The sequence below is a fragment of the Ferdinandcohnia salidurans genome, from assembly GCF_042680725.1.
GTDB lineage: Bacteria > Bacillota > Bacilli > Bacillales > Bacillaceae_L > Ferdinandcohnia > Ferdinandcohnia salidurans.
This window is the reverse complement of sequence record NZ_JBHUEK010000008.1, coordinates 141,409-158,861: the sequence shown is the minus strand read 5'-3', so window position 1 is coordinate 158,861 and position 17,453 is coordinate 141,409. Positions and strand designations below refer to the sequence as shown.

The 17,453-nt window shown below is 38.3% G+C and carries 18 protein-coding genes; 8 read left to right on the top strand and 10 right to left on the bottom strand.

Annotation, left to right across the window (positions count from 1 at the left end; all coding sequences use genetic code 11):
* Nucleotides 1–257: 257 nt before the first annotated feature.
* The 4 genes from ACFSFW_RS06675 to ACFSFW_RS06660 all read left to right on the top strand — a co-directional run bounded on the left by ACFSFW_RS06675 (nucleotide 258) and on the right by ACFSFW_RS06660 (nucleotide 5,658).
* Nucleotides 258–1,490, top strand: coding sequence for an aminopeptidase (locus ACFSFW_RS06675; RefSeq protein ID WP_388036371.1), 1,233 nt, complete (start codon nucleotides 258–260; stop codon nucleotides 1,488–1,490).
* A gap of 266 nt (nucleotides 1,491–1,756) precedes the next feature.
* On the top strand, nucleotides 1,757–2,617 hold the full coding sequence (gene nadC, locus ACFSFW_RS06670; RefSeq protein ID WP_388036368.1) for a carboxylating nicotinate-nucleotide diphosphorylase: 861 nt from the start codon (nucleotides 1,757–1,759) through the stop codon (nucleotides 2,615–2,617).
* 80 nt (nucleotides 2,618–2,697) lie between these two features.
* Nucleotides 2,698–3,705 carry a TAXI family TRAP transporter solute-binding subunit gene (locus tag ACFSFW_RS06665; RefSeq protein ID WP_388036366.1) on the top strand — a complete coding sequence of 336 codons (1,008 nt, stop codon included), beginning with the start codon at nucleotides 2,698–2,700 and terminating at the stop codon, nucleotides 3,703–3,705.
* Nucleotides 3,706–3,729: 24 nt separating this feature from the next.
* Nucleotides 3,730–5,658: a TRAP transporter permease gene (locus tag ACFSFW_RS06660; RefSeq protein WP_388036364.1), complete on the top strand. Its 1,929-nt coding sequence runs from the start codon at nucleotides 3,730–3,732 to the stop codon at nucleotides 5,656–5,658.
* A 45-nt stretch (nucleotides 5,659–5,703) separates the two neighbouring features.
* On the opposite strand, the gene abc-f is transcribed toward ACFSFW_RS06660, so the two are convergent.
* Nucleotides 5,704–7,392 carry a ribosomal protection-like ABC-F family protein gene (abc-f, locus tag ACFSFW_RS06655; RefSeq protein ID WP_388036361.1) on the bottom strand — a complete coding sequence of 563 codons (1,689 nt, stop codon included), beginning with the start codon at nucleotides 7,390–7,392 and terminating at the stop codon, nucleotides 5,704–5,706.
* 341 nt (nucleotides 7,393–7,733) lie between these two features.
* On the opposite strand from abc-f, the gene ACFSFW_RS06650 reads away from it, so the two are divergent.
* Nucleotides 7,734–8,666, top strand: coding sequence for a CobW family GTP-binding protein (locus tag ACFSFW_RS06650; protein ID WP_388036359.1), 933 nt, complete (start codon nucleotides 7,734–7,736; stop codon nucleotides 8,664–8,666).
* Nucleotides 8,667–8,766: 100 nt separating this feature from the next.
* Nucleotides 8,767–8,961: an alpha/beta-type small acid-soluble spore protein gene (locus ACFSFW_RS06645; protein WP_099353842.1), complete on the top strand. Its 195-nt coding sequence runs from the start codon at nucleotides 8,767–8,769 to the stop codon at nucleotides 8,959–8,961.
* Between the two features lie 71 nt (nucleotides 8,962–9,032).
* On the opposite strand, the gene ACFSFW_RS06640 is transcribed toward ACFSFW_RS06645, so the two are convergent.
* The gene (locus tag ACFSFW_RS06640; RefSeq protein WP_304212695.1) at nucleotides 9,033–9,188 is read right to left on the bottom strand and encodes a hypothetical protein; all 156 of its coding nucleotides are present in this window, start codon (nucleotides 9,186–9,188) and stop codon (nucleotides 9,033–9,035) included.
* Between the two features lie 179 nt (nucleotides 9,189–9,367).
* Between ACFSFW_RS06640 and ACFSFW_RS06635 the strand changes: the two genes are divergently transcribed.
* Together ACFSFW_RS06635 and ACFSFW_RS06630 are read left to right on the top strand one after the other, a co-directional pair.
* On the top strand, nucleotides 9,368–9,553 hold the full coding sequence (locus tag ACFSFW_RS06635) for a hypothetical protein (protein WP_099364570.1): 186 nt from the start codon (nucleotides 9,368–9,370) through the stop codon (nucleotides 9,551–9,553).
* A 110-nt stretch (nucleotides 9,554–9,663) separates the two neighbouring features.
* Nucleotides 9,664–9,879 (top strand): spore germination protein, encoded by a 216-nt coding sequence (locus tag ACFSFW_RS06630; protein WP_304213308.1) that lies wholly within the window; start codon nucleotides 9,664–9,666, stop codon nucleotides 9,877–9,879.
* Nucleotides 9,880–9,915: 36 nt separating this feature from the next.
* On the opposite strand, the gene ACFSFW_RS06625 is transcribed toward ACFSFW_RS06630, so the two are convergent.
* The 8 genes from ACFSFW_RS06625 to ykzS form a co-directional block, all read right to left on the bottom strand.
* The gene (locus ACFSFW_RS06625) at nucleotides 9,916–11,535 is read right to left on the bottom strand and encodes an ABC-F family ATP-binding cassette domain-containing protein (protein ID WP_388036353.1); all 1,620 of its coding nucleotides are present in this window, start codon (nucleotides 11,533–11,535) and stop codon (nucleotides 9,916–9,918) included.
* A gap of 214 nt (nucleotides 11,536–11,749) precedes the next feature.
* Nucleotides 11,750–12,091: a DUF4257 domain-containing protein gene (locus tag ACFSFW_RS06620; RefSeq protein WP_388036350.1), complete on the bottom strand. Its 342-nt coding sequence runs from the start codon at nucleotides 12,089–12,091 to the stop codon at nucleotides 11,750–11,752.
* Between the two features lie 196 nt (nucleotides 12,092–12,287).
* On the bottom strand, nucleotides 12,288–13,247 hold the full coding sequence (locus tag ACFSFW_RS06615; RefSeq protein ID WP_388036347.1) for a nucleoside hydrolase: 960 nt from the start codon (nucleotides 13,245–13,247) through the stop codon (nucleotides 12,288–12,290).
* Between the two features lie 107 nt (nucleotides 13,248–13,354).
* Nucleotides 13,355–13,945, bottom strand: coding sequence for a cell wall hydrolase (locus ACFSFW_RS06610; protein ID WP_388036345.1), 591 nt, complete (start codon nucleotides 13,943–13,945; stop codon nucleotides 13,355–13,357).
* Nucleotides 13,946–14,186: 241 nt separating this feature from the next.
* Nucleotides 14,187–15,560, bottom strand: coding sequence for an aldehyde dehydrogenase (locus ACFSFW_RS06605; protein ID WP_388036342.1), 1,374 nt, complete (start codon nucleotides 15,558–15,560; stop codon nucleotides 14,187–14,189).
* A 140-nt stretch (nucleotides 15,561–15,700) separates the two neighbouring features.
* Entirely contained in the window at nucleotides 15,701–16,444 is a 744-nt protein-coding gene (locus tag ACFSFW_RS06600; RefSeq protein ID WP_388036339.1) for a GTP cyclohydrolase II, read from the bottom strand.
* Nucleotides 16,445–16,582: 138 nt separating this feature from the next.
* Nucleotides 16,583–17,035: a MarR family winged helix-turn-helix transcriptional regulator gene (locus ACFSFW_RS06595; RefSeq protein ID WP_099364562.1), complete on the bottom strand. Its 453-nt coding sequence runs from the start codon at nucleotides 17,033–17,035 to the stop codon at nucleotides 16,583–16,585.
* Between the two features lie 92 nt (nucleotides 17,036–17,127).
* On the bottom strand, nucleotides 17,128–17,322 hold the full coding sequence (gene ykzS / locus ACFSFW_RS06590) for a protein YkzS (RefSeq protein ID WP_388036335.1): 195 nt from the start codon (nucleotides 17,320–17,322) through the stop codon (nucleotides 17,128–17,130).
* Nucleotides 17,323–17,453: the final 131 nt, after the last annotated feature.

Below are 17,453 nucleotides of genomic sequence, written 5' to 3'. Positions count from 1 at the left end.
ATACTTTTTTATACGAAGAAGGAGTGGCAAGGGTTTCACTTTATGACAATAATTCCATGTATAACCATGGGGACGGTTCTTGTGGTCCCTTAATCTAGCAAGACTTCCAAAGGAACCAAGAGAACCGTCCCTCTGGTCCACACATTCACCTAATTTTGAAAAAAATGTATTTCGTGGTTGATATTGTATCTGTTACACTAAAAAAGAAATACCCACACTCGTGTTAGGTTAATAGCACGTCACAAAGGAGAATACATATGAGTACGTTCGAACAAATGCTAGAAAAATATGCTGACTTAGCTGTTCGTGTTGGTGTTAATGTTCAACAAGGACAAAACCTACTTATTAATGCACCTATTTCAGCTGTCGAATATGTTAGAAAAGTTGTAAAAAAAGCTTATGAGGTTGGAGCAAGAAATGTATATGTGGAGTGGAATGATGATGAAATTACACGCACCCGCTTCGATCTTGCACCAGATGAAGCATTCCTGGATTACCCAATGTGGAAGGCAAAAGGAATGGAAGAACTCGCAGAAAACGGAGCTGCCTTTTTGTCCATTATTTCATCAAATCCAGATTTACTGAAAGGCGTCAATCCAGAGCGCATTGCCAATGCAAATAAAACGGCTGGGCAAGCACTGGAAAAATATCGGAATTATTCACAAGCAGATAAAGTAAGCTGGTCCGTTATTGCTGTGCCATCAGAAAGCTGGGCAGAAAAAGTATTCCCAAATCTCTCATCTGAAGAACAAGTTGAAAAGTTATGGGAAGCGATTTTCCAAGCAACTCGTGTCGACACAGAAAATCCTGTACAAGCATGGAAGGATCACAATGCAACTTTGCATGCAAAGGTTGAATACTTAAACAAGAAAAAATATAAAAGATTGCATTATACAGCACCTGGAACTGAATTGACGGTAGAACTTCCTGAGGGTCACGTTTGGATTGGCGGTGGTGGTGAAAACGAAAAGAATATTCAATTCGTAGCCAATATGCCAACTGAAGAGGTCTTCACCGTTCCCGCAAAAGAAGGTGTAAATGGGTATATAAGCAGCACGAAGCCACTCAATTACGGGGGAAGCTTAATTGATCACTTTACGTTAACGTTTGAAAATGGACGAATCGTGGATGTAAAGGCTGAAACAGGTGAAGATACACTTAAACGCCTTGTGGAAACAGACGAAGGCAGTCACTATTTAGGTGAGGTTGCATTAGTTCCACATAGTTCACCTATTTCACAATCAAAAATTCTATTCTACAATACCCTTTTTGATGAAAATGCATCCAATCACTTTGCGATCGGAAACGCTTATGCTTTCTGTATTGAAGGTGGTAAAACAATGTCGCGTGAAGAGCTTGTAAAAAAAGGGGCAAACTCAAGTATCACACATGTTGACTTTATGGTCGGCTCAGGTGAAATGGACATCGACGGAATCACAGCTGATGGCACCATCGAACCCGTCTTCCGTAATGGGAACTGGGCATTCTAATCTCGTACTAGTCGACAAAAGGCACCACTGGAGAGTATGTTTCTCTCCCAGTGGTGCCTTTTTCTTTCTTAACCTCCCCCATTGTGCATATCCTTAGCTCAAAAAATTATTTATTGAGACTATTGAAATTCAGCTGTTAATGTGTAAATATAGATGACAAGACACTTGTATTTTCAGTCGTGTCACTTAAACTTCGTTAAGCCCAAAAGAAATCTACCTAAGTTTGTGAAATTATTATCAAACTTATTTATCCTAGGAGGCAAACTATGAATCTATTAAAATTGCGTAAAATGTTACAGGAGTTTTTACTTGAAGATATTGGTGAACTGGATGTAACAAGTCAAACGATATTCCCTATTGAACAAACAAGCCAAGGCGTGTTTATTGCTAAAGAAGACGGTATTATTTCTGGATTAGCCATTATTAAAGAAGCCTATCACCTGTTAGATTCAACCATTGAAATCGAGCTTCGTTTTTCAGACGGAGATCGTGTATCCGCTGGCGATACTATCGCAACTGTAAGTGGACCGACTTCCAACCTACTCACTGGTGAAAGAGTGATTTTGAATCTTATCCAGCGAATGAGTGGAATTGCAACAGTTACAAACAGATGTGTAGAAGCTTTAAACGATGCTTCCATTCGAATTTGTGATACTAGAAAAACCATTCCAGGACTTCGCATGCTTGATAAGTATGCAGTTGTAACGGGTGGTGGCAAAAATCACCGTTTTGGGCTCTATGATGGAGTCATGATTAAGGATAACCATATCGCCTATTGCGGTTCGATTACAAAAGCGGTTAAAGCGGTACGCGAAAAAATTGGCCATATGGTAAAGATTGAAGTTGAAACGGAAAGCAAAGAAGAAGTTTTGGAAGCTGTGGAAGCTGGAGCAGATGTGATCATGTTTGATAATCGTAGCCCTGAAGAAGTGAAAGAATTCACAAAGTTAGTACCAAAGGGAATCATCACCGAAGCCTCTGGCGGAATAACTTTAGATAATTTAGCCACCTATTCTGGTACCGGTGTCCAGTATATATCATTAGGATTTTTAACCCATTCTGTAAAAGCCCTTGATATTAGCTTGCAAGTAAAAGAAGGAAACAAGAAATCTTCTTTCAATGAATGATGGTATGCTACCCGAGTACATCTGACTTGTTAAAAGTTCGGGTGGAACTCGGGTAGCATAACCTTTGGGGGTAAATGTGAATGTCAAAAAAAAATTGGATTTATTCTTTCTTACTTTTAATTAGTAGTATTCTTCTAGCAGGTTGCTTGAATAAAGTTGGTGCGGTGTCTGTCGCTGATACAGGCGATATTCGAACGACTATTATTGGCGGACGGACAGGAGGCGCATGGTCTGTTTTTACAGAAGGTATCGCCGAGTCGATTCGTCGTGAAAATAAAGGTTCACTTATTACGGTTGAGCCTGGCGGAATTGTTGAGAATCCGGCTAGTGTTGGCACAAACACGGTTCCTTATGGAATCTCCTACGCTATGACAGCTTATGCAGCATTCAGTGGAACAGAACCTTATAAAGAGGCCTATCCGGATATACGTGCGATCAGTGTGGTGATTCCTGCTAACTATTATCAATTAATCGCGCGAGCTGACGTGGAATTTGATTCACTAGCCGAGGTGATTGAAAAGAAAGCACCGATGCGGCTAGCAGTTGACCAAAGAGGCTCTGCGGGTGAAATTATTACACGGTCGATTTTACAAGAATACGATGTAACCTATAAAGACATTGCATCTTGGGGTGGTTCTGTTGATCATTTAAGTGGTTCAAAAACGTTTGAATTGATGGGAGATAACCGAATCGATACTACCGGAGATGCAGTATCCGTTCCATCCAGTGATATTTTAGAAGCGGCCGTCACAAATGACATGAAATTTATTTCGATGGACCAAGAAATACTTCAAGATGTAGCAGATAAGCTAGGAATGGAGCTAGGTACAATTCCAGCAGGGAGTTATGATTTTTTAAACCAAGATATACACACCCTATATACCCCTGCTATTTTAATTGTTCACAAGGATGTTTCTGAGGAAGAAGTGTATCGCGTTACAAAGGCTATCTATGAAAATGTTGAATATCTAGGCACGGTCCATAAGGAATTTAAGAAGCTATCAGACGAAAACTTTAGCAAAGTTGGGAAGGTCCCTCTTCATCCTGGTGCTAAGAAATTTTTCAAAGAAAAAGGACTAATTCATTAAATTTAGAAGGGAGTTCCCAAGGTAATGGGCATTATAAATTATATAACTAGGGCCTTTTCTGAAGGTGAAAAGCGTGACTTGTCAGGTCCCGCTTTTAAATTTTTTATAAGTATTGCGTTCATCTTATCACTATTCCAAATTGTGTCTGTTGTTTTGGGAAAATTAGATCTGATTCAACTGTTGGCAACTCATCTATCTCTCATTTTAATCTTGACCTTTTTGTATTATAGTTTTTCAAAACAAAGCGGAACAAGTGCAACACCGACAGTCCCTGACTATATTTGTTCATTTTTAGCCTTAGGTGCCGGAATCTATTTTTACATCCATGCAGAACGAATTTCGGAACGGATTCCCATTGTCGACCCATTGTCCTCTTTGGATATTTTTGTTGGCTTCGTATTTATCATATTAAGTATCGAAGCAGCCCGCCGCACAATTGGAATGCCAATCGTCATCATCGTGTTAATTGGAATCAGTTATGCACTGTGGGGCCATCATTTAGGAGGACTCATTTGGCATCGGGAATTTTCATTTTCTGAAGTAGTTGAAGATTTAGCTTATAGTTTTAACGGCCTTTGGGGTTCACCCATTGCGGTTGCCGCATCATTCGTGTATATGTTTTTACTGTTTGGAGCGTTTTTACAAAAGGCTGGTGCGGGTGAGTTCTTCTTTCAATTGTCGTCCGCTTTAGCTGGAAGAACACGTGGTGGAGCAGCCAAGGTGGCAGTCATTGCAAGTGCGTTTTTTGGCATGATTTCTGGAAGCCCAACAGCAAATGTTGTAACAACAGGCTCATTTACGATTCCTGTGAGTAGGCGGTCCGGATACAAACCAACATTTGCGGCAGCAGTTGAGGCAGCTGCATCGACTGGTGGTAGTATCTTACCTCCGATTATGGGGTCCTCTGCCTTTTTAATGGCAGCCATTACTCAGATTCCGTATATATCGATCGTTATTGCTGCCATTATTCCTGGTATACTCTACTATACTTCATTGCTTGCGATGGTTCATTTTGAGGCAATAAGATTAGATTTACCAAAGGCGAATAAAGAAGACATTCCTAAAGTTTCAAATGTGTTAAAAGAAGGATGGTATTATTTTATCCCGTTGGTTATCTTACTCTTCTTTCTTTTAAATGGCTATAGCGCATCTAGCACTGGTTTTTACGGTGTAATAGCCATCATCGTAGTGAGCTGGTTTCGTAAAAAAAACCGAATGGGTGTTAAGCAAATTTTTGAAGCGATGGTTGATGGTGCAAGATCCTCTATCCCAGTAACAACAGCATGTGCAGCTGCTGGGCTAGTCATTTCAGGTTTCATGTCAACGGGACTTGGTGGTAAATTAACGAGTGTTGTCCTTGGCCTAACTGAAGGTATGCTCCTTCCAACCTTGATTCTAGTGATGCTCATTTGCATTATTTTAGGAATGGGAATGCCGGTAGCTGCTGCCTATATTTTGACGGCAATGTTAGCTGCTCCAGCTTTAATGGAATTAGGTGTTTCATTAATGGCTGCCCATTTATTTATTGTTTATTTCTCTATTTTTTCAGCAATTACACCACCTGTTGCAGTCGCAGCTTATGCCGCTGCTGGAATTGCCGATAGCAACCCAAACCAAGTCGGGTTAGAAGCGGTTCGTCTTGGTTTAGTGGGCTTCATCGTTCCATTTATGTTTGTATTAGAACCTGCATTGTTGCTAGATGGTTCACCTATTGAAATTTTTGTTTCATTCTTTACCGCAGTTATAGGTGTTCTTGCACTAAGCGCAGGTGTCATTGGCTGGCTTAAACAGGGCACGACTACAGTAGAACGCATGCTATTAATCACAAGTGGACTATTGCTCATATATCCTCATGTTATATTCAGTGGTATCGGCATTCTTTTATTCATAGTGGTGTTTACACTTCAAAAAAAGCGCCAGATCCAATTCACGCCACTCGAAAAAGGTGCTTAAAACAAGAAAAAGTTCAGTGTTGAGGACACTGAACTTTTTTTCTCCTCATAGCTCTCTTTTCTTTTTCATTAATGCGAATAGTTTTTTGTCTAGTTCCTCGTATTGAGGGTCATCCTTTGACAATGTAGACAATTGGCCGATTGTTGCACTTATTTCATTTTCAATTAGTAGCTTTTCTTCTTCCTTGTTTTGAATTGCCTTAGGTTCTTGATGAATTTTTTGTTGATATTCTTCTAGTCCCATTTCCACTCTTTTAATGACATGATTGTCAAAAACAAATAGTTTATCACACATTTTTTTTAGGAAATAGTGATCATGGGAAACCGTTAGAATTGTACCTTCAAAAGACTGCAACATTTTTTCTAGTGATTCCCGACTTGCAAGGTCTAGATGGTTGGTTGGTTCATCTAATATCAGTATATCAACTTCATCTAACAAAAGTTTAACAAGCTTAATTCTCGTTCGTTCCCCAAAGCTTAATGTAGAGATGGGCTGTTTGATTTTATCTGCATGAAACCCGATGTTTGCAAATAACGTTCTTGCTTCACTTATCTCATCTCTACCGGTAACACCAAGATATTCAAGAGTTGTCTTCGCTTCATCTATGTCTATCACATCTTGTGACAGATAACCGATTTTCAAGGAATTACTTTTCCATAACTCCCCTCTTGAAAGCCGTTCCTCCCCCATTATTATGCGAAGCAAGGTCGTCTTCCCACATCCATTTTCACCAAGAATACCAATTCTTTCCCCATACTTCACATAAAAATGGCTATTCTGAAACAAGACCCTTTCTCCAAATTTGATTTCTCCATTTTTCACTTCAACGATTCGTTTTCCTCTCTTTTTACTTTGTTTGAAGTGAAATTGCAGCTCATCCTTTTCCTTCGGCTTTTCAACTTTATTCTTCTCAAGCTCTTTTTCAAGCCGTTTCATTTTGGACTTCATTTGTTTATCCATTTTCTTTGCTTTAACCCGATAGAATTCCTTAAAACCTTCTTGTTTCGTCGATTGACGATGTGCTTTATCTGACCAATTTTGCAAATTACTCATTTGGTTTTCAATTTTTTCTTTATGCTTTTGCTGCATGTCGTATTGATGGAGCTGGCTTTGATACAACCGTTCCTTCTCCTCATAGTAATTCGTATAATTCCCTTGATAAACTAAAGAGTTGCCGTCCTCAATCTCCAAAATTTGACTAACCGTTTGATCAAGAAAATATCGGTCATGTGAAATAACAAGAATGGCCCCCTGATAAGCCTTCATTTCCTCAATCAGCCATTCCACTCCTTTTAAATCAAGATGGTTTGTCGGTTCATCAAGTATTAGAAGCTCAGACGAAGATGACCATACTTTAGCAAGGGATAGCTTTGTTTTCTCTCCACCACTTAAATGTACTGCTCTATCTTGGTCCCAAGTGTGTACCTTCATTAACCCAAGTTGACTCGTTTGTTCCAATATCACCCCGGAAATAGCCGCTTCCTCGAGTTCGTCATAGGCTGCTTCAGCAGCCTGTTTTACATATCCGATTGAAATCGGGCCAGAAGGCATGTCAATTGACCCTTTATCAATTTTAATTTTCCCGGTTATGATGTTTGCTAACGTTGTCTTGCCAGCGCCATTATCTCCGACAATCCCAATTCGGTCTCCTCTTTGAATCGTACATTCAATATGATTTAGGATCATCTTATCTCCGTAACTTTTTTGAACCCCGCTCATTTTTAAAATCGTCATAAAAAAACCTCCCTAGAATGTATCTAGAAAGGACGTATTTTTCCCATTACAAATAAACGTACAATTTTATTGTACAAAAGGACATGGAAATGGGCATACGAATCCTATTCTCTAGATACACGTTTTTCGTTATTGAAAAATCGGTACGAAAATAAGATTAGTTATCCATTGCCCCTTACCCATTCCTTTCGAATTTTGTTAGGTTAAGTATATTATTGATCCTTATTTTCTGTCAAATCCTAGTAACAAGGTTCCTACTTTTCCCTATAAGCAATTTTTCGCTATAATAGAGGTTATTCACCTTTGATAACAAAAGGGACTATTAAGAATGAGGAGTTTTTATGGAAAAAGTTGAGGTTTTTATTTTATCTGGATTTTTAGGAAGTGGTAAAACCACTTTATTACAAAATATTCTTACTCAAGAAAAGCAATTAGGTCGAAAAGTTGCGGTTGTTATGAACGAATTAGGTCAGGTTTCGATTGATTCGAATGGTGTTACAGAAAACACCCCACTTAAGGAGCTGTTAAATGGCTGTGTTTGCTGTACAATTCAAGGCCAGCTTGAGGTCCATTTGCAAGGACTACTACAGGATTATGACTTAGATGCCATCTATATTGAAACAACGGGTGTTGCTCATCCAATTGAAGTGCTTGACGCATGTATGTCACCGCTTTTTGCTGATCAATTATTTGTACAATCGATCGTTACACTAATTGATGTGAACCGTTGGAAAGAAAGAGATTCCTTAAGTCCTCAATTACAAATGCTTTTACGTGAACAGATTCATCATGCGGATGTGCTGTTACTTAATAAAATCGACCAGTTGTCTGAGATGGAACAAGGACAAATAATTTTTGAAATTCAATCCATTAACAGCGAGGCACGAAGCCTGTTAACAAAGCATGCAGCTGTGAAGCTTGATGATCTCCGTACAATTAAAAAAGCTGAACGAAAACCACATGAGCGAGCACATGTACATCTCGATTTGAAGCTTAAAACATATGTGCATACATTTTCAAATGCACTTGATCTCGATTTATTTGAAGAATGGCTCAGAAAGATGCCTGAAACAATTTACCGAATTAAGGGCTATTTAAAGTTTACCCATTCGAATAACACTTATTTATTCCAATACTCCTATGGAACGCCCATTTACTTAAAAGAGCTTATGAATTATAAGCCTACTTTGGTATTTATCGGTGAAAAGTTGGACCCAACATGGATGAAGGCAGAAATGGAGAAACTAGAGGAAGAAAGCTTAAAGGTTGAATAATTGGTCCACATTTCCAAGCATGATTATCACATTACGTGGGAAGTTAAGAATGAGTAATCGTTTGGTTACTCAAAAAACTTTCTGTCGGGAGTGATGTATCATGGCAAGAAACAAACTATTGGTTCCTGGTAGCGAAAATGCTCTAGATCAAATGAAAGAAGAAATCGCCAATGAGTTTGGAGTTCAGCTTGGTGCAGATACGACCGCACGTGCGAACGGCTCCGTTGGAGGCGAGATGACGAAACGCCTCGTGGCAATGGCGCAACAGCAACTTACAAATGGTTCACAACAGTAACAATTTACCTAAAAGGGGGGCCATATACTGGACCTCCTTTTTTTATAGCAAATAAAAAAACCGTCATTCCCCTAGAAATGAACGGTTTTTTCAACATATATTTCATTTGTTGTCTTCATCACTGTTGGATTTCCCTTTGCCTCAATCGTCCTTACTCCAAGTAAAATCATTCCCACCACTAACAGCGCAAACAGTACGACAATAATACAATTTTTAACTAATGCCATCTTTCCCACCCTATCGTTTTCTAACCTTCAATTTTATTCACTTTTTTTCCGACATGACCATTGTATTCAAGAAAATCGTTTTTATTCCTGATTTTGAAAAAATGTGTAGTACATCGTAAGTTTCCCTCACTTTCTACACAATTGGGACATATGATGAAGTAAAGGAGGGAAAAATCACCGTGGATAAATTGGCTATTTTATTTTTGGCGTGTATATTAGCAGGTTTTGCCCTTATTAAGGTAACAGAATATGATACCGTCTTAACCAGCCTTCATTCTGTCTTTTCTCTTGTTGGGGCTCTTACGATGATCGTCTTCTCATTTGTTCTAATTTTCAAAGGAATCTTGGCATTATTAGGGAAGTGATTAGCCACAACGGCTTATCCTTTTTGAATTTATAGGGGTTTGTACCTTTCACATTTCCATAGGAGCCATATGCTAGTACTACCAGGATGAATAAAGGTGGTGCAAAGCATATGGCTTCTATCTTTTTAGGACCGATTGAAATTAACAGCAATGAGGGTGTTATCATCACCGGTAATTCCTTTTATGTCTCTCCTACTTCAACCAGTAAAACAATTACTGGCTCAGGGTCAATCAATACGGGTTTCCATGTAACAAACCATAATGGTGTAAGTACATCCAATACCTTTGACCCAGATGGCGTCGACTCAAATATTTCCAACACATAAAAACCGTCTCCCTATAAGGGTAGACGGTTTATCAGATTATGCATACATCGCTTCTACTTGTTTTTGAAGCTCAGTGTTTTCAAGGTATTCATCATATGACACTTGCTTATCAACAAGACCATTTGGTGTAATTTCGATAATACGGTTCGCAATTGTTTGAACGAACTGATGGTCATGTGATGTAAATAAAACGGATCCTTTGAACGCAATTAATCCATTATTTAAAGCAGTAATAGACTCAAGGTCTAAATGGTTTGTTGGGTCATCGAGCACAAGCACGTTCGCTCCACTTAGCATCATTTTTGAAAGCATGCAACGTACTTTTTCCCCTCCAGATAGAACGCTTGGCTTTTTCAATACTTCTTCACCGGAGAATAGCATTCTTCCTAAGAATCCTCGTAGGAAACTCTCACTTTGATCATTTGGAGAGAACTGACGAAGCCAGTCTACTAACGTTGGCTCATTACCATCAAAATACCTCGTGTTGTCCTTAGGGAAATAGGCTTGTGATGTTGTTACACCCCATTTATACGTACCGCTATCTGCTTCCATTTCACCATTTAAAATCTTGAATAATGTTGTAATCGCAATTTCACTTTTACCAACAAACGCAAGCTTGTCGCCTTTGTTTATAATAAAACTCACATTATCAAGCACCTTAACACCATCAATTGTCTTTGTAAGACCTTCAACACGTAGTAAGTCATTACCAATTTCACGCTCTGGCGTAAACCCAACAAATGGATAACGACGAGAAGATGGCCTGATATCATCAAGTGAAATTTTATCTAAAAGCTTTTTACGAGAAGTTGCTTGTTTTGATTTTGATGCATTAGCACTAAATCGCGCAATAAATGCTTGAAGTTCCTTTATTTTCTCTTCTTTTTTACGGTTTGCATCTTGTGCCATTCTTGAAGCAAGCTGGCTTGATTCATACCAGAAGTCATAGTTTCCAACATAGATTTGGATTTTTCCATAATCGAGGTCAGCCATGTGCGTACATACCTTATTTAAGAAATGACGGTCATGGGATACAACAATTACAGTATTTTCAAAGTTAATTAAAAATTCCTCTAGCCACTGGATTGCTTTTAAATCCAGGTTGTTGGTAGGCTCGTCAAGTAGAAGCACATCTGGCTTACCAAATAAGGCTTGCGCTAATAACACTTTTACTTTCTCAGAACCTGTTAATTCTGCCATTTTCTTCGTATGAAGCTCTTCTGGGATCCCTAAACCTTTTAAAAGAATGGCTGCTTCAGATTCAGCTTCCCAACCATTTAACTCAGCAAATTCACCTTCAAGCTCAGCAGCTCTCATTCCGTCCTCATCTGAGAAATCAGGTTTCATATAGATTGCGTCTTTTTCTTGCATCACTTCATATAGACGGGCATGTCCCATAATCACAACTTTTAGTACTTCATGTTCTTCATATTCAAAGTGGTTTTGTTTTAGGAATGCAAGGCGCTCACCTGGTGTCATATGCACGTCACCCGTTTGTGGCTCAATCTCACCTGAAAGGATTTTTAGAAAGGTAGATTTTCCAGCACCATTCGCTCCAATTAGTCCATAACAATTTCCCGGTGTAAATTTTATGTTAACATCTTCAAAAAGCTTGCGGTCACCGTAACGCAAACCTACATTTGTAACTGTAATCATGTAATATAAATCCTCCATTTCATATCATTGCTACTGATTATACCATTTTCATAGAAACAACACTAGTTTTGGGTCCACAGTTTATGGCCAAAAGCCTTTGCCACATTGTGACATATTTATTTGTCCGAAAAAATAAAAATGACCCCTTCCACAGTTTCCCTGCCAAAAGAGTCATTAAAAAACACCACGTTTTTCTTTTTTAAATTTTCCACATTCAAATAGCATCATTCTTCTTATTGCTCTCCTGTTCTAGATTTTTTGGCGGCAATTCGTTTGGCCGCTCAGGTTGTCTTACGGCCCCAAATCCCTGAATAATTTTTTCTCCACCGTAACCTGCTAAAATCGAAAGGAATATGACACGAAAAATCGATTCGGTGTCACTCGAAGCTACGATTAATACTGCCGCAATGGTTCCAATAAGCATTTCTTCTAAGAATCCAAGGTAGATGAAGCGTTTTGTTACACGAGGTTTCTCAATTTTCCCTTGTTTTTTAGCATGTCCTAATAACCCCATAGAGCCACCAATAAAGATTGCTAGCACAAGATGCAACAACATGTCATCACCCCCTAAAGTCCAGATTTAGTAATGCTTGACCTTAGGCAACAAATGGAAGCTTCCTTATTAACATTATATGCCAAATGTGAATAAGAAAGCTTGGGTATATTTTCGGAAAATTAAAAATACTTTTATGCTACCAATGTCCCATTTTCATTCTAAAAACTATTTCGAGCCCCTAAAGGACTACATATAACTACCTATCCACTCTACCGTTTGTCATTACTTGAATAAAATCAGTGATGAACTTTTCATAATCAATGCGCAGTGCAATTCGATCTAATGTTTCAACAGGCTCCTTGTCTGGATTAGCACGAAAATCCGCGACGCTCACCCCTTTTAAAATTCCGGACATTTCGATCTTTACTCTGCGCCTTGCATATTGCATAATGGATGGATTTACAATTGCGCTTAGAGCAACAACATCATGTAGTGGTGTCCCTTGAATACCAGGCATGCTTTTCTTATAAAATTCATAATAATAATCAAAAATGGGACGAATTAAATTTCGGTATGGATTATTTGCTCCCTGCCTTACAATTTGGTCAACCATTTCAGAAGTTAAGATCGCTTGGATTGTGACATTTAGAGGATGAATGGCAAGGTTATGTGCGCGTTCACATACAAGGTTTGAGGCAATTGGGTCACCATAAAAATTAGCCTCTGCTTCAGCAGTGACATTTCCAGGTACAAAAAAGGCCCCACCCATTATATAAAATGCTTTTACTTTATTCATTACGTCACCACCAAGGATAAAGGCAATCGCAAGTGATGTTGACCGCCCAACATCGACGATATAAAGTTCATTTTCATATTTCTCAATGATTTTAAAAATCTCATCGAAATTTAACAACTCAGCTGAAGGAAGTGTATCGGGTGGTTGAATGGGCCCAAGACCCTCTTTCCCATGAATTTCGGGGTAATAAGCTGTGGCTTCTCCAGATAACGGTCCCTTTGCACCTGCTATGATTGGAATATCCGTTTTGCCTGCTAATGATAATAAGTAGGCAACATTCTGAATCGCTTGTTCTTGTGTCACATTACCGTAACTTGGAACAATCCCGACTATTTCAATATTAGGATTGAGTAACCCATACATAATCGCAATCGAATCATCAATTCCCGGATCTCCAAAAAACAATACCTTTGCTGCCATTAACACCGCTCCCTTTTTTAAAACTCACATAATATTCACTATATGTTGGGAAGTAAAAAAAAACACCCACTTCGATATTAGACGAAATGAGTGTTTTGGAAAAAGTATTATTTTGCAAATCGATGATTTCCAATGACAGTTGTTACTTCTCTAGCCATCATAAATGGATTTGAACTTTTATCTGGATTAAAGAAAAATAATGACCCTTTTCCTTGTCCACGGAACGTAATGGCTTCATCTACTGCACGTTTTGATTCTTCATCAGCTGGCTGATTGATTGAACCATCAGCCACAGGGCTAAATGCATATGAGCCACCTGCCGCTTTCTCGTAAATCACTTCTTTAATCGTATTAGGGAATTCAGCTGAATCGACACGGTTTAACACAACAGTAGCTACGGCAACCTTACCTGCATATGGCTCGCCTTTCGCTTCTGCATGTACAAGTTTTGCTAGTAATTCCTTATCTTGACTCGTCACTACTTCTGGAATTTCAAGCTCTTCACCTGGATAGATCATATCACTTGTTCTGTTATTTTCTTTCTTAAGTTCTAATACTGATACTCCATACTTCATGCCAAGATTCCAAAATGTATCACCTGATTTTACAGTATGAGTTGCTGCCGATGCACTCACACCTGAAGCTAATAGTGAAAATGCTAAAGCTGTTGCAAATCCAATCTTTTTAAGGTTTTTCATGTTTTTTCCTCCTAGTAATCGTCGTTTTTGGCTCTACTAGAAGGTTAACAGCTGTAATATTTCGATTCATTGCCCAAAAAGTGGTAGAATACTAGAGCCTTAGAGACACTTTAGATCATAATACGACTGGAAAAAATATCCTCACTAAAAATCCCACCTAAATCTTGGACAAGATGGAAAAATACAGATTGAATTTTACAAACATCTCAGCCATATTATTAACATTGATATCATATTTCTCTTATTTCATAATCATCTTAATCAGCTTCAAACCATGTTTGGTAGTTGGGTAACGCAACGGAAGGTCAAACTTTGTTGTTTGCTTCATGATCCCTTTTTCATGAGAAAATACATCAAAGCTTCCTTTCCCATGGTAAGCACCAATTCCACTATCCCCTACACCGCCAAATGGTAGATGTGGTGAAGTAAAATGGTAAACCGTATCATTCACACAACCTCCACCAAAAGAGATGGAATCTAGCACCTTATTTTGCACTCGTTCCACTTCTGAAAAAATATACAATGCAAGTGGTTTTGGACGCTTATTAATCTCATCAATGGTTTGTAAAATATCGTCGTATCCCATTACAGGCAAAATTGGCCCAAAAATTTCATCCTCCATGATTGGGTGCTCCCATGTAACATCAGTCAGAACCGTAGGCGAAATCAAATGCTTATCGGCATCCGATTCACCTCCATAGTATAGAACACCACTATTATCGATAAAGGAAGTGAGTCGATTGAAATGCCGGCCACTTACAATTTTCGTAAACTTGCTTTCTTCACTTAAGGCATTCCCATACAATTCCTGAATCACTTCTGTTAATAGATTCAAAAATTCTTCTTTCACTTCATTATGAACATACAGATAATCTGGTGCGACACAGGTTTGTCCAGCATTCGTGTACTTCCCCCACGCAATTCGCTTCGCTGCATACCGAAGATTCGCATCCTTGTGGACAATACAAGGACTTTTCCCTCCAAGTTCAAGGGTAACAGGTGTTAAATGTTTAGCTGCAGCCTCCATAATCACTTTTCCAACGGCCACACTGCCTGTAAAAAAGATATAATCTGTCTTTTCCTCTAAAAGGGCCGTACTTGTTTCAACACCACCTTCAACAATCGCAATGTAGTCCTCTTGAAAATGTTCACGAATCAGTTTTGTTAGTAATTCAGACGTTTTTGGGGTTAGCTCAGAAGGCTTTAAAATGGCACAGTTTCCTGCTGCAATTGCCCCAATTAATGGTGCAAATGCGAGCTGAAATGGGTAATTCCAAGGGGATATGACTAAAACCACCCCATATGGTTCTGGATAAATATAATTTTTACTTCCAAAACCAGTTAAGCTCGTTTTTACCTTTCTTGGTTTCGCCCATTTTTCAAGATGTTTCATCGTATACCTAAGCTCTTCTAAAACAAAGCCAATTTCAGTCGTATATGATTCAAACTCAGATTTGTTTAAATCTTTATGTAAAGCGTCCATAATTTCCTTTTGATGTGTTTTAATTAGATTTCGAATCTTTTTAAGAGCTTCCATCCGATAAGCAACTTCCTTTGTTTTCCCTGTAGAAAAAAATTCACGTTGCTTTTTTATTAATGCACCATAGCTTTCCACGATATCTCCCCCATTTCAACAGGTTTTCCTACTATTTATAATTAGTACAACCTATTTTTTAACAAAAAACAAGATATTACTACATGAAGAATAGAAAAAAGGTAAGCCGTATTTTGAATGGCTTACCTTTGATTTTCGTATTAGATTGTTGCGATTTTTTCTTTTACTTGAATATGACCTGATTTTTCAACCTTTGTGGCTAAATATTTTTGATTGTATTCAGAGACATCTCCCCAAAGTGGGACATGAGTATCTGATAATAGTCCGTATTCTTGTAATGCAGCTAATTTTTTCGGATTGTTCGTAATCAAGGTTACTGGCTTCGAACGTAGCTCAGAAAGCACGCGAATGGCATCCTCATAGTTACGGCTATCATCATTAAAGCCTAATGCAAGGTTTGCTTCGACTGTGTCTAGCCCTTCTTGCTGAAGGATATACGCTAAGGATTTTGAAAATAAGCCAATCCCTCTTCCCTCGTGATCTGCTAGATAAAAGAGAGCCCCAGAGCCATTTGAGACAATCATTCTCATGGATTCCCGCAATTGGAAACCACAATCACAGCGCTTGCTTCCGAATATATCACCAGTATGGCATATACTATGCATTCTGATTAGCGAATCATGTTCTGAGTCAAAATCACCATATACAAGAACAGATGATTGCTGCATTTCTGCTAAGTTAGCTGTAGGAAGAGCGTTTAGAACTTCCTCTTTACTCATTCCATTCTCCATCTTTAACCATGTATACCATTTAAAAGTCACAACTTGATCATCTAATTGAACGGGTAATGTTACAGGTCCAACTAAGCAAATATCCTGTTCCCCTTGTTTATGAATCATGTTCATTTTATCTAATAGAAGGTTTTTCACCTTTTCTGAAACCATAAGAATTCTCCCTTTCTAATGTTACCACTTGTAAATTTATTTCTACTCTATGTTTTGAAAGTATAGAATTTTTAAAAAGGGAGGTCAAGAAATATACACTTCATATCCTTTATATAATAGCCCCTCATTTTGTAAAATTTACAGTTTATCAGCGTGATATCCAAGCTTTTTCAGTAGCACCATCATTTCCTCTTTTTCAGAATCAGACAGCACCCCGACAATTTCTTCAATAGCCTGTTCATGCTTTGGAAATATCGTATCCATAAATTGTTTACCTTCCTCCGTGATGGACGCCCATGTAACACGTCGATCCTTTGGACATGGTTTTCTTGAAATATAATTCTTTTTTTCTAATTTATCCACAACATATGTTATACTTCCACTCGATAATAAGACCTTCTTCCCAATATGTTGAATTGGTTGGTCCCCTTTATGATAGAGAAGTTCTAACACGGCAAATTCAGTTAGATTTAATCCGTATCCTTTTACATCCTCTTCTACCCGCTCATTTACAGATCGAAATGCTCTAGATAGTATGACAAAAAATTTCAAGGAGAGGTTAGGAACATTTACTGCTTCATTTGCTTCCATACGATCCACCCTTTTTCATTATCTCGAATTCAAGATAATTTTACTAAATTTTCATGTTCTCTGTCAAGTTTGTTTCTGTGACTTAGTTCCCATTAACTCCTTGCGACTTCCGTATATCGGTACAGGATATCCCCACCGTGATGGGCAATTCCTCTAAAATGCTTAAAATCTTCCCGTTTAACCAATGTATTTCGGAACTCAAGGAATTGATCTTTTTTCACAAGGTATTCATTTAACTCTCCATCCCGGAGCTTATTTAAAATTTCATTTACAAATTCTTCATTCATATGTATACACCTCTTTTTAGATTATAGTGGTTCAAAAAATAAGAAACAAGGCTAATACCCATTTATACCTCTATCCTACACACTATACGTCATTAGGCATAAGATATGGGGGAAATGTCTAGTAGGCATTA